This is a genomic window from Paenibacillus amylolyticus (assembly GCF_036894225.1).
Lineage (GTDB): Bacteria > Bacillota > Bacilli > Paenibacillales > Paenibacillaceae > Paenibacillus > Paenibacillus amylolyticus.
In genome coordinates, this window is sequence record NZ_CP145892.1 from 227,395 (window position 1) to 240,872 (window position 13,478).

At 46.3% G+C, this 13,478-nt stretch carries 12 protein-coding genes; all 12 read left to right on the top strand.

Features of this window, described 5'->3' with window-relative positions:
• Positions 1–75: 75 nt before the first annotated feature.
• The 12 genes from V6668_RS01090 (at position 76) to V6668_RS01145 (ending at position 13,478) form a co-directional block, all read left to right on the top strand.
• Positions 76–294, top strand: coding sequence for a hypothetical protein (locus tag V6668_RS01090; RefSeq protein ID WP_100526457.1), 219 nt, complete (start codon positions 76–78; stop codon positions 292–294).
• 305 nt (positions 295–599) lie between these two features.
• Complete coding sequence (locus tag V6668_RS01095) at positions 600–1,304, top strand: PspA/IM30 family protein (protein ID WP_338707500.1); 705 nt, start codon at positions 600–602, stop codon at positions 1,302–1,304.
• Positions 1,305–1,340: 36 nt separating this feature from the next.
• Positions 1,341–2,372, top strand: a complete 1,032-nt coding sequence (locus V6668_RS01100) for a TFIIB-type zinc ribbon-containing protein (protein WP_338707501.1) — start codon at positions 1,341–1,343, stop codon at positions 2,370–2,372.
• A complete protein-coding gene (locus V6668_RS01105; RefSeq protein WP_338707502.1) occupies positions 2,369–3,169 on the top strand; it encodes a TPM domain-containing protein in 801 nt (266 codons plus the stop codon). The genes V6668_RS01100 and V6668_RS01105 overlap by 4 nt, the downstream gene beginning before the upstream one ends.
• A 46-nt stretch (positions 3,170–3,215) precedes the next feature.
• Positions 3,216–4,259 (top strand): SPFH domain-containing protein, encoded by a 1,044-nt coding sequence (locus V6668_RS01110; protein ID WP_338707503.1) that lies wholly within the window; start codon positions 3,216–3,218, stop codon positions 4,257–4,259.
• Between the two features lie 249 nt (positions 4,260–4,508).
• Positions 4,509–4,736, top strand: coding sequence for a DUF896 domain-containing protein (locus V6668_RS01115; RefSeq protein ID WP_076254330.1), 228 nt, complete (start codon positions 4,509–4,511; stop codon positions 4,734–4,736).
• Positions 4,737–4,822: 86 nt separating this feature from the next.
• Positions 4,823–5,779, top strand: a complete 957-nt coding sequence (locus V6668_RS01120; protein ID WP_338707504.1) for a ring-cleaving dioxygenase — start codon at positions 4,823–4,825, stop codon at positions 5,777–5,779.
• Positions 5,780–5,978: 199 nt separating this feature from the next.
• Positions 5,979–7,067: a low temperature requirement protein A gene (locus tag V6668_RS01125; protein ID WP_338707505.1), complete on the top strand. Its 1,089-nt coding sequence runs from the start codon at positions 5,979–5,981 to the stop codon at positions 7,065–7,067.
• 456 nt (positions 7,068–7,523) lie between these two features.
• Positions 7,524–10,307 carry a glycoside hydrolase family 3 C-terminal domain-containing protein gene (locus V6668_RS01130; RefSeq protein WP_338707506.1) on the top strand — a complete coding sequence of 928 codons (2,784 nt, stop codon included), beginning with the start codon at positions 7,524–7,526 and terminating at the stop codon, positions 10,305–10,307.
• Positions 10,308–10,498: 191 nt separating this feature from the next.
• Entirely contained in the window at positions 10,499–10,690 is a 192-nt protein-coding gene (locus V6668_RS01135) for a hypothetical protein (protein ID WP_017691199.1), read from the top strand.
• A gap of 531 nt (positions 10,691–11,221) precedes the next feature.
• Positions 11,222–11,944, top strand: a complete 723-nt coding sequence (locus tag V6668_RS01140; RefSeq protein WP_338707507.1) for a copper homeostasis protein CutC — start codon at positions 11,222–11,224, stop codon at positions 11,942–11,944.
• A 73-nt stretch (positions 11,945–12,017) separates the two neighbouring features.
• Entirely contained in the window at positions 12,018–13,478 is a 1,461-nt protein-coding gene (locus V6668_RS01145) for an alpha-L-fucosidase (RefSeq protein ID WP_338707508.1), read from the top strand.

Here is a 13,478-nt window from a genome sequence, read left to right on the forward strand (position 1 = left end):
GAATCGAATCGTTATGTATTTCAAAATTAATGCATAATTGCACACGATAAGTATAGAGAAATGAGGAGATTTCATATGGGAGACATTCATAAAGTAGCTGAGCCGGATCACATCATTAAGGATGTTGTCGGGAAGTTCCCGTGCAGGGTGCTGTGGAGTGAGGGCCGCCCATGCTTGGAGTATCAGGGGGAAGAGGATGTGGCGTTAATAACCGAATACGTCCATAAAACGTATAACGTTGAGCTATTGGATGTGTTTTTCACAGCGGTGGAGAGCCTTCCGGTCGAGCCGTAGATCAGGTAGGGATTTGTGGATTGCGGGCAAAGGACTAAAACCCATAATACCGATCCAAATCGGATCGCAGAGGAAAGTGTGCTGTTCATTACGAACTGTGATTGAGGAAGAATGATACTGATAATTATGAGTGATTTTTTTGATTATAAGGCGACACTATAAAGTGCTCGTCTTTTCTTATATTACGTTTTATAGTACGTATTTGGATCGTAGTAACTCCACTTGCCATCGTGAAATGTGAAACGTATGTCGCCGTATTCATGTATTATAGTATACATATGAACTTTTCGGAGGAGGAACAAGTAATGGGAATCTTATCGAGGTTTAGAGACGTGATGAAGGCCAATGTGAACCACATGTTATCTCGGGCGGAAGACCCGGAGAAGAGTGTGAATGAATATATGCGAAGCCTGAGCAGTGATCTGGGTCAGGTGAAGGCTGAAACGGCAGCGGTGCTGTCGGATGAGAGCCGGGCGAAGCGAGCATTGGATGAGTGTAGCGCCGAGGTCAAGAAATTACAGCGGTATGCGGAAAAATCAGCGGAGTCGGGAGACGAAGACAAGGCACGTGGTTTTCTGGAGAAGAAAGTGAAGCTGGCTGACAAAGTGAATGAATTACAAGCCGCCTATGAACGTGCTTCTGCCAAAGCCAAGATGATGAAGCATATGAACGATAAACTGGTTGCAGATCTAGGGCAATTGGAGGCGCGGCATTCAGAACTGAAAGGTCGCATCGCAGATGCAAAGGCGCAGCAACAGGCCAACGAACGGAATGCATCTGCGGGCAGAGCTGATGCTGCATTGAAGGCCATGGAAGATAAGGCGAATCAGGCGCTGAACGAAGCAGAGGCTTTGGCAGAACTTCGTGCTGGGGCACAGGAAGATGATTTGGACGAATTAATTGCCGAGTTGGAGAGGGACATGAACGCAGATGCGGGTAATAATGAGAGTGCGTCGCCAAGTGCGGAGGAAGAACTCGCAGCGATTCAGGAAAAGCTGAAGAATAAGTAATACGTTAAACCATTTCGTTAACATTGAGGTGAGCAGATGCCGGTTATAGAATATAAATGTCCAAACTGCGGCAGTGGTATGATCTTTGACAGTGTGTCAGGTGCATTATCCTGTCCCAGCTGCGGCCGCGAGGACAACATAGAGCAGATCCCCGATCCCTTGAAGAGACAAGTATTCACCGAAAATGAGGTCAAAGAATACCACTGTAACAGCTGCGGAGCTGACATTGTGACAGAACCGGAGACCAGTGCGACGACATGTAGTTTCTGCGGTGCAGCGGTTGTACTCAGTGATCGGCTGACGGGCAATCTGGCCCCTGCGATGGTGATTCCCTTTTCGATCAACAAGGATCAAGCCAAGCAGGCTTTCAAAAAGTGGTGCAGAAATGGCCTGTTAACGCCAAGTGGCTTCATGTCCGCCGATCGGATTCAGAGCATTACCGGCATGTACGTGCCGTTTTGGTTGTACGAGTTACATAACAAAATCGAAGTGCATGGTCGTGGCACCAAGGTCAGATCCTACACCCAGGGCGACTACCATTACACGGAAACACAGCATTTTGATATATACCGCCGGATTCGGCTGAATTACGTGAATCTGCCCATTGATGCATCGGAGAAAATGAAGGATGAACTGATGGATAAGCTGGAGCCTTTCCCATATAACCAGCTGAAATTGTTCAAGACCCCGTATCTGGCGGGGTACATTGCGGAAAAATACAGTTATACGGACGAGGAACTTTTTCCAAGAGCCAAGGATAAAACGAGATCGTACATTGATTCTTATATTGCCTCAACTGTATCCGGATATACCAGCGTGAGCTACACGGACAAACAGATTGATACCACGCTCAAAAATGCAGACTATGTGCTGCTCCCGGTGTGGATGGTCAACTATGACTACAATCGGGCACAGTATACCTTTGCCATGAATGGTCAGACAGGTAAAGTGGTCGGCAAACCACCGATCAGCAAAGCCAAAGTGGCTGGATGGTTCGCAGGGGTATCTGCGGTCTCGTTACTGTCACTGAAGCTGGTTTCCTGGATGATGGGAGGTGGATTCTTATGAGAAAAAGAACCCCTCTGGCCGTGATGGCTACGCTCATTTTACTTATGATCACCCTTGTTGCTCCGTTGATTCCCATGTCATCGGCATCCGCAGCGGAGAGCAAAAATCTCATCTACGATGAGGCCAACCTGCTGAGTGAGCAGGAGAAAAGTGAATTGAATCTACTTGCGAATCAGTATGGCACGGAACGGCAGACGGATTTTGTTATTTTGACAACAAATAATGTTGAGAATCAGGATGTTATACTCTTAACTGAAGATTTTTATGATGAGCAGAGGCTAGGATACGATAAAGAACATGGTAATGCTGTCATATTGACGATGGATATGAATAATCGTAAAGTGTATCTGGCTGGATTTTATAAGGCAAAAGAATATCTGAGCGATCAGCGGCTTGATGCTATCCGTACCCGAATTACCTCTGAATTGTCCAGTGGGGATTATAAACTCGCATTTGAGAAATATATTGAGCTCTCTTACAAATATATGGGGTATGAACCTGGTGTGAATCCAAACAATATTTTGTTCAACGGTTGGTTTCAGTTGGGAGTATCTGTAGTTCTTGGCGGTATTGTTGTTGGTATTATGACCTATCGATCCGGGGGACGTGTCACGGTCAATCGTGCGACTTATGAGGATTCAAGCAATTCCAGTGTAATTGATCGTCAGGATCGTTATATCCGTACAACCGTAACCAAGCGCAAAATCGAGAAGAACAACAACAACGGTGGCGGAGGAGGAGGCGGGGGTACCTCCCGAGGCGGTCATTCACACAGTGGAAGTAGAGGTTCGTTTTAGTAACTGAGTAATCGGATTATGTTAAATAGAAGGGATGGGAATTAGTATGGGATTTTTCAGAAATCAATTTTCGAATGTGGTGGAATGGGAAGAGTTCAGAGATGACATGATATTTTGGAAGTGGAGCAACCGGGAGATCAAGAAGGGGAGTAAACTTATCATCCGTTCGGGTCAGGACGCCATTTTCCTAAATAACGGTAAAGTGGAAGGGATTTTCGAGGACGAAGGATCATTTAATATCGATTCCGAGATCATTCCGTTTCTTTCTACCTTAAAAGGGTTCAAATTTGGATTTAACAGCGGCATGCGGGTCGAAGTCTTGTTTGTAAACACAAAAGAGTTCACCGTGCGCTGGGGCACACAAAGCCCGGTGTTGATTCCAACACCACAACTCCCTGGCGGGATGCCGATTCGGGCCAACGGTACATTTAATTTTAAAGTAAGTGACTATGTGACCCTGATTGATAAGATTGCAGGCATCAAACAGAGTTATCTGGTCGAGGATGTCAAAATCCGAATCACTTCTGTGCTGGATCAGCTTCTAATGAAGTGGATCAGCCGTGAAGGGAAGGATATGTTCAACCTGCAGGCCAATGCATCGGATATTGCCAAAGGTATTCAGGAAGATCTGGATATGCAGATGATGGACATCGGCATTGGGATTACCGGTTTCCAAGTGATGAGCTTCAACTATCCAAAAGAGATCCAGGATATGATTACAAAGACCGCTTCGCATGAGATGATTGGTAATCTGCAAAAGTATCAACAGGTCAGCATGACAGACGGCATCTCATCCGGTAAAGTACAGGGCGGCGGCGCAGCTTCGGATATGGCGGGTATGATGATGGGCATGAACATGGCCAATGAAATGATGAAAAACATGAACCAGAATCAAGGCCAGAATCAGAACAATAATTCCAATTCGTCTCAGAATCAAAATAACGACCAGAAACCAGCGGGAAATAACAACGGTGATTCGAATACATCTTCATCTACAGAAGGCAACAAGAAGCCAAACTTCTGCCCGAACTGTGGAGCCAAAAATGAAGGAGCCAACTTCTGTCCGAATTGTGGTCAAAAGCTGGGCTAATGAAATAAATACATGTAGGGATAGTTCAGCAATGGTTGAGATATTGCGGAGCTATCCCTTTTTTGTTTCGTTTCATAGTTAAAGCAACATGACGTAAGGTGGGGAAGCAGGTTCATTTATTTTAGTTTAGATAAAAGAGTTGACAACCGATCACAAATCATTTATCTTTAACTTAAGATATTTAATTTAAATATAAATAACAACCCAAACAAATATCTTTAATCCATTACATGAGGAGAGATCAAGATGATGATCCCAACATTGACCAGAATAAATGAACTTTCAAGAAAAGCTAAAGAGGGCGGATTGACGGAGATGGAAAAAGAGGAACAGGTTCGTCTTCGCCAGGAATATCTGCAAACTTTTCGCGGTTCGGTCAACGACATTCTGCTGAATGCAACCATCTATGATCCAAACGGCGATGACGTGACTCCTGATAAATTGAAACAAGAACAGGCCAATCAAAATAACAATTAAAATATAATTCGCTAGATCATATATCTTAATTTAAAGATAATACAAACTTACTATAAATCACTTACCAAACCAAGGAGGAATTAATCATGACTATTCAAACAGCAGGTATTCACCATATTACAGCTTTCGCAGGAGATCCACAGGCCAACGTTGATTTTTATGCCGGAGTTCTGGGACTTCGTCTGGTGAAAAAAACAATCAACTTCGATGCACCTGATGTATATCATCTGTATTTTGGAGATGAACACGGAAGCCCAGGTACCATCATTACCTTCTTCCCATCGGCTGGATCACCACGGGGCAAAATTGGCGGAGGTCAGGTCGGCATCACTTCCTATGTCATTCCTCCTGGGTCGATTGGCTTCTGGCAGAATCGGCTGGAACAGTATAACATTGAGGTAACCAAAACAACTCGCTTCAATGAAGACCTGCTTCAATTCGAAGATGGCGAAGGCCTGCGGCTTGAGCTTGTTGAACGGGAAGAGGGAGCAATCAGCACTTGGGCGCATGAAGGGATTCCGACCGATAAAGCGATTAAAGGCTTCGGTGGTGCTGTCCTGTTCAGTGTTAACCCGCAAAGAACGATGGATGCTCTTGAGAAAATTTTGGGATTTGTCAGAGTGAGTGAAAATGAAGAGTATGCTCGTTTCCGGTCCAGCGGGGATATCGGTAATGTTGTAGATGTTCCAGTGACCCGTATGGCTCTGGGTATGGGCGGCGCAGGAACCGTGCACCATATTGCATGGCGCGCCAAAGACGATGAAGAGCATGCACAGTGGAGTGAAGCTGTACGTGATTACGGGTACCAACCGACTCCAGTGCGGGATCGTCAGTACTTTAACGCAATCTACTTCAGAGAAGCTGGCGGCATTCTGTTTGAAATTGCTACAGATCCTCCGGGCTTTGCCAAAGATGAACCTGCTGATTCGCTTGGACAAAAATTGATGCTGCCTGAATGGTTTGAGAAATACCGCCCTCAAATTGAGGACAATCTGCAACCGATTGTGGTAAGAACGCTCGTACCTGCTACAGCTGCGAATTAATAAGAGTTCTAGAAAAAACCTGAAAAAGCGAAGCGTTCGCCTAAAAGCTTTCTGAAAGAAAGCTACATCGGAAGTATACGCTATCCCCGGATTTTCCCTTAGGAAAAGGGAATCAAAAAAATCTGGGGGTAACAGCGATTGAAGGGTTACTCGTCATCGAAGTGTATGTGTAATGAAAAACCTAAAGGAGCAACGAAGGATGATGGAGAAAAAGGTTACCTGGCTGGAGCTGTTTTACGATCTGCTCTTTGTAGCAGCGGTCTCCAAAGCAGGTCATGTCCTGTTACATGCCGAACATGGAGTAATTACGTTTGAATATTTAATGAAGTTTGTGCTTATTTTTATCCCTGTTTGGTGGGCATGGGTCGGTCAGACCTTGTTTATTAACCGCTATGGTCAAGATATCCTGATCCATCGAATATTCCTCATCCTTCAGCTTCTGTCCGTTATGGTCATGACGGCAAGCCTCTCTACCCATTTTGACCAATACTATCTGTCCTTCTTCATTGGATATATCGGCTCACGGGCATTTACGGCGATTCAGTATCTGACGGCTCACAAGTCAAAAGGCGAGCATCAGCAGCAAGCGGCTCGTTACTTGGGTATCTGTTTCCTTATTGGCATATTGATCTCATCAGGTTCATTGTTCTTCGATTCCTGGTTACGCTACGTGATTTTGTATGCGGGGATTGCTGTGGACATCGTGCTTCCGCTGATCGGACGCAAAAATCTGGTGAAGGTACCGGTTCAGACCCATCACTTGTTGGAACGTTTCGCGCTCTTTACACTTATCCTGCTGGGTGAATCGGTGGTAAGCATTATCGCGGTGCTGCAAGCCGATCATTGGGATATGAAATCCATTCTGTTTGCCGCCTTTACATCCATCTTTGTCATTGCGATATGGTGGCAATACTTCGACAATGTGGAGAAAAAGGTCAGCAAAGAGATTCAGACTGCCGGGCAAGCGATCATATACGGCCATCTGTTCATCTACATCTCTATGAGTATGATCGCCGCCTCAATTCAGCTGTTATATCAGAACCAGTTAAACTATGTGTTCATGATAGGGTTTGTATTTGGATCAGCGCTGTTGTATTTCTTGTCGACATCACTTGTGTTCCACCGTTACAGACACGCACATCTACGACTCCGGCCACGTCATCTGGCAGTCATGGTGGGGTTACTGGTGGCATTTGTCCTTGTTGATCTGGTCTACCAGGTTCCGGGTTATGTCATCATGGGCGAAGACATGTTATTCTTCCTGGTGTATGCGAAACTTACGACTTGAAATAGTGATCTAAAATCAAGAAAAGTCACGGACAACAGGCGTCCGTGGCTTTTTATTATGCCGCTAATCCTGGACATTTTTTAATAATATAAATAAAGCACAAATCTAATTTAATTTCTTCTATAGAATCTGTTAATATGAGACTATGTACAAGTGAATCTACCAGATCATAGAATATCTTTTATATAAAATGAGTGTACGTTTTGTTATATAAATTGAACTAAACATTTACACGAAACGGAGAGGACAGAAAAAACCTGAAGAAGCGAAAGCGTTCGCCTTTATCCCCGGATTTCCCCCATATAAGGGGGATTCATAAAATCTGGGGATAACAGCGATCGGAAGGTTATTCTGTCATCGGAGTGTCCAGTGTAGATATTCTTTAGTTCAATTTATATAGTTCATTTTATATATAGCGATTCGTTGGTATGGGGATGACAATCAGGAGGGAAATCATTGAGCACACATCAAATCGGAGTTCCATTGGAAGGGTTTGCAGAGTTTAGTCGTACGGTTGCCGCTGAAGGAGCCGTTTTACTCAGAAATGAAGGCCAAGTGCTTCCACTTCGTGAAAACGAAAACGTTTCAGTTTTTGGTCGAATTCAAGTCAATTATTATCGCAGCGGCACAGGTTCAGGCGGTAGTGTACATGTGGCTTATACAACGAATCTATTGGATGGTCTGCGCAGCAAGAAGAATATAACGGTTAATGAAGAGCTTGCAGCTGTCTATGAGAAGTGGATTGAGGAAAATCCATTTGATGATGGCGGAAAAGTATGGGCGGCCGAGCCATGGAATCAGAAAGAAATGCCTTTGACGGATGAACTGGTTGCACAGGCCAGAAGCAAGTCTAGCAAAGCCATTATCGTGATTGGACGTACAGCAGGAGAAGACCAGGATAATGCGGATGCGCCAGGAAGTTACCAACTGACAGAAGATGAGAAAGCGATGTTAAAGCAAGTTACTTCGCAGTTTGAACACACAATCGTTGTGCTGAATGTCTCAAATATCATCGACATGAGCTGGTTAAACGAAACGTATCTACATCCGATCCAAGGCGTAATTTACTCATGGCATGGCGGTATGGAGGGTGGTAATGCGACTGCCGATGTGCTGGCGGGGGACGTTACACCAAGCGGTAAACTGACAGATACGATTGCATATTCCATCGAAGATTACCCTTCGACAAGCAACTACGGCAATGAGTTCAAGAACCTGTATCAGGAAGATATCTATGTAGGTTATCGTTATTTCGAAACGTTTCGACCTGAGCGCGTTCAGTTTGAATTCGGTTACGGCCTGTCTTATACGACGTTTTTGGCCCAGCACGAAGAAGCAAAATCCGTTTCCAAAGACGGCGAAACCTACATTGAAGTTCGTGTAAATGTGACCAACTCAGGTACAACATATGCGGGCAAAGAGGTTGTGCAAGTTTATTATGAAGCACCACAAGGCAAACTGGGACAACCGGTCAAGGCTTTGGTGGCTTTTGGAAAAACAGGATTGTTGCAGCCGGATGAGTCAGAACTTCTGACGATCAGCTTCCCGATCCATGCCATGGCATCTTACGATGATGCAGGTGTTACGGGCCATGCTTCCGCATATGTTCTGGAAGAAGGCACATACAGACTGCATGTAGGAACCAGTGTGAAACAAGTGCAGCATATCAGCATTGATGGCCAGGATGGATATGTGATTGAATCCCTTCAATTGGTGGAGCAACTGCAAGAAGCGATGGCCCCAACTGAAGATTTTACACGGATGAAACCAGGTTCGCGCAAGGAAGATGGATCTTATGAACTGACTTATGCAGAAGTACCGAAACGTAAGATATCCATGGCGAACCGGATTGAGCAGAATCTCCCGCAAACGCTGGAGCAGACAGGTAACCAGGGCCACAAGCTGAGTGACGTTAAGGCTGGCAAAGTGAGTCTGGAAACCTTCATCGCTCAACTGAGTGATCAGGATCTGGCGGCGATTGTCCGTGGTGAAGGCATGAGCAGTCCGCTCGTTACATCGGGAACAGCATCTGCATTTGGTGGTGTCAGCGACAGCCTGTTTAATTACGGTATTCCGGTAGCATGTACGGCAGATGGCCCGTCCGGTATTCGTATGGATAGTGGCGAGAAGGCAACACAGGTATCCATTGGTACGTTGCTTGCGGCGACATGGAACAAGGATCTTGTTGAAGAGTTGTATGTGATGGAAGGACAGGAATTGCTAAGAAATCAGGTAGATACCCTGCTCGGACCTGGACTCAATATCCGCCGGAGCCCGCTTAATGGCCGGAACTTTGAGTACTTCTCCGAAGATCCACTGATCTCGGGTGTATTTGCTGCAGCATGTACGAAAGGTATCATGAAGGGTGGTTCCAATGCCACACTGAAACACTTTGCCTGCAACAATCAGGAGAAACACCGCAGTAAAGTAGATGCTGTTGTCTCCGAACGTGCACTGCGTGAAATTTACCTGAAAGGGTTCGAAATCGCTGTAAAAGAAGGCGGAGCAAACTCCATTATGACCTCCTACAACCCGGTTAACGGACACTGGGCGGCATCCAACTACGACCTGAATACCACGATTTTGCGCGGCGAATGGAATTTCGAGGGTATCGTAATGACCGACTGGTGGGCGATTATGAACGATGTGACCGAAGGTGGCGAGGCTGATCGCAAATACACGAACTGGATGATTCGGGCACAGAATGATCTCTACATGGTTGTACCGAACTACGGCGCAGAGATTAATGGCTGGGACGATAACACGATTGAATCCTTGGAAAATGGAACATTGACTCGCGGAGAACTGCAACGTTCCGCGATTAACATCTGCAAGTTCATCATGAATGCACCGGTGTCCGGTAGAAAACATGAGATCGTGGAGAACGTTGCTTCGTTCCAAGCGAATGCATCCCTATCTGCTGCAAAAGCTCAGGCGCTGGTTGAAAACGCACAGGTGAAACCTGCGGTAGCTGAACCTGTCTACATGAAAGTGGATGAGGCAGGCCATTATCGGATTATCGTACAGATCATGTCCCCTGAGCCGGAACTTGCTCAAAGTGCATGTAACCTGCTCCTGAATGACCAGTTGGTAACCACCATTCAAACAAATGGTACGGAAGGCAAATGGATCAGACAGAAACTTGTCAAAGTAGATCTTGAAGCAGGACTGTATGAATTGAAACTGGACTTCACCAAACCAGGTCTCCAGATTGACTGGATCGAATTCAAACAGGTGTAGAAGATAATCGGAAATATCAGGTGATAAGAGCAATCGAAAGGTTGTTCTGTCATCCAAAACAGAATACGTTGGTATATGACAAAGGACACTGTACGCGGGTGTCCTTTGTTGTAACACAGAATAGCTACTGTTATGATAGTGTTATGAGATTCGTAGTTCTGAACAATGGGGTCAGGGGTGTGTTGCGAGGAATGAGAAATTATAATTTTTTGAGTCCAATCCTGCTGGTTGTGGTGGCGTTGATTGTGAGAGGCCTGGTGACTAACCTGGGAGTTCTTTTCGGATTATCACAAGAAGTGGCGAGTAATATTGCCATGATAGCCATGATTATTGCTGCACTGATTATGTTTAATCGAATGACGAAGGCTCGGCGTAGAAAATAGAAAAAACTCGGATAACCAGAAGGTTATCCAAGACACGAAGACACCCTCCGGGTGTCTTTTTTTGTATTGACGTTCTGATCCTAACGTTTTAGACTATTGCTAATTGATAATAACATTATAAATAACAAAAATAACAAAATCATTAAACAAAGTATATGATGTCCATTGCACTCTCTATTTGCTAGCCCATTCCGGTCCCCAAAGGAGAATCCAATCATGAAGATCATTACCGACAAACCATATATCGTTCAGGACGGCCAGCCTTTGCAGATTGCAATCTGGAAGCTGACCGTCGTCAAATAATGATGAAGAAGGACCGCAGGAGCGCTGATGAAGCGTTCAGTCGGTCCTTTATGTCATGGATTAGGCCGTGTGCAGTTCGAGAGATGTGTATCGATAGGGGTTAACGGTCGAGAGTCGGGTGAGAACACGGCATTACAATCTCGGCAGTAGCTACTTCGACATAATGTCCTGCTGATGATCACCTTAATACGTTAGAATATTCAACGATGAAGTGAAGGGAGCGACCTTATGAAGAGACAGCCTGTATTGGAAGTCATTGCTGTGGATGTGGAAGATGCCAAGGCAGCTGAGGAGGGAGGGGCTGATCGGATTGAGCTGGTGTCTGCGATGTCTGAAGGAGGACTTACCCCCAGTTATGGCGTCATGGAGCATGTGGTATCCCAGGTATCCATTCCGGTGTATGTCATGATCCGTCCCCATAGCTGCTCGTTCCGCTATAGCGCAGATGACATCCACGCCATGACCCGGGATGTACGCGTGGCGAGGGAACTTGGAGCCGCTGGCATCGTAATCGGTGCCCTCACCGGAGATGGTGAAGTGGACCTTTTACCCATGCAATTATGTATGGCCGAAGCTCAGGGTTTGGGCGTTACGTTTCATCGTGCAATTGATGTGAGCACAAGCTTGACTGAGGCGCTCAAGGCTATTAACACATTGGGCAACGTGGAGCGTGTTCTTACATCGGGAGGGAAACAGACAGCGCCTGAAGCCATACTGGAACTGAAACAACTTCAGCAATTGGGGCAAACCTTGAACATCGCTGTCATGGCAGGGTCGGGGGTCACCATAGAGGGAATTCAAACGCTAGTGAGTCAGACGGGTATCACGGAAATCCATATGGGATCAGGCGTGAGGTACAAAGGCAGCTTTAATTATCCCATTGATCCACATTTGGTTGAAGAGGCCAAGCAGCAGTTATTGCTTGCATCACAGCCATTTCATGGACAGTAGTGTACTGAGTAGTGGTCCAAGCAAGGGTGGTCCAATGATATAGGGATGCGCTAAATAAAAGGAGTGATACGCCATGAATCGTGAACTGCAACCAGCCGAATGGATTAAGTCCGCAGCACAGGTCAGCCCATCCGAACGCCAGCTGATATGGCAGGAGATGGAGTTCTACGCGTTTATTCATTTTACGGTAAATACATTTACGGATCAGGAATGGGGCACTGGGGAGGAAGACCCGGCGATTTTCAATCCTTCTGAACTGAGTGCAACGCAATGGGTGCAGGCGTGCAAGGCTGCGGGGATGAAGGGGCTGATTCTGACATGTAAGCATCATGATGGATTTTGTTTGTGGCCCAGTCAGTTTACAGCGCATACGGTCGCGGCTAGTCCGTGGAGGAATGGTACGGGGGATTTGGTTCGGGAAGTCGTCGATGCTTGTCGTGAGGGTGGATTGAAGTTTGGCGTGTACCTGTCTCCTTGGGATCGGCATGAAGCCACTTATGGAGATTCCGAGAGGTATAACGAGTTTTTCCTCCAACAGTTGCGCGAGCTGCTTACGAATTATGGCGACATCTTCTGTGTATGGTTCGACGGTGCGTGTGGGGAGGGTCCGAATGGCAAAAGGCAGGTCTATGACTGGGACGCCTATTATGCGCTTATTCGTGAACTTCAGCCCGAAGCAGTCATCTCGGTATGTGGCCCGGATGTTCGCTGGTGTGGCAATGAAGCGGGACACACACGGGAATCGGAATGGAGCGTTGTGCCAGCGCATATGCAGGATAAGGAGAAGATTCAGGAGCAATCGCAACAGGTGGATGACGGTGAGTTCGCCACAAGGATCAATACGCAGGACAGTGATTTGGGAAGCCGAGAGGTCATTCGTTCCCAAGGTGACCAACTGATCTGGTACCCTGCCGAGGTGAATACCTCGATTCGCCCAGGATGGTTCTATCATGCCAGTGAAGATGATCAGGTCAAAACACTGGAAGAACTGCTCGCCGTTTATTACGGCGCAGTGGGAGGCAACGCCACCTTTTTACTCAATCTGCCACCGGATACGCGTGGTCTCATTCACGAAACGGATGTGGAGCAACTACAGGAATTGGGAGATTCGCTGCGTACCATTTTTCAGGAAAATTTCGCCTTGCAGGCGCTGGTAAAAGCATCGCAGACGATGGATGAACAACATGCTGTATCGAAAGTGCTGACGGAACGACGGGATACGTATTGGTGTCCTCACGAAGGGACAGAGCAGGCTTGGATCGAGCTGGATTTGCAGGAAGAAAGATCGTTTGACCGGGTGGTGCTGATGGAACATATCCAGACAGGCCAACGGATTGAACGTTTTACACTGGAGTCGCAGAGGGCAGATGGTGGTTGGGAAGAGTTTTACAAGGGGACGGTGGTGGGGCATAAGCGAATTTGCTGTTTCTCACAGGTCACATCGAGAAAGATGCGTTTAAGCATTCATGAATCCAGATGGTGCCCTACGTTGTCCGGATTAGGCATATATCTGAGCGAACGGGGAGGGCTGTAA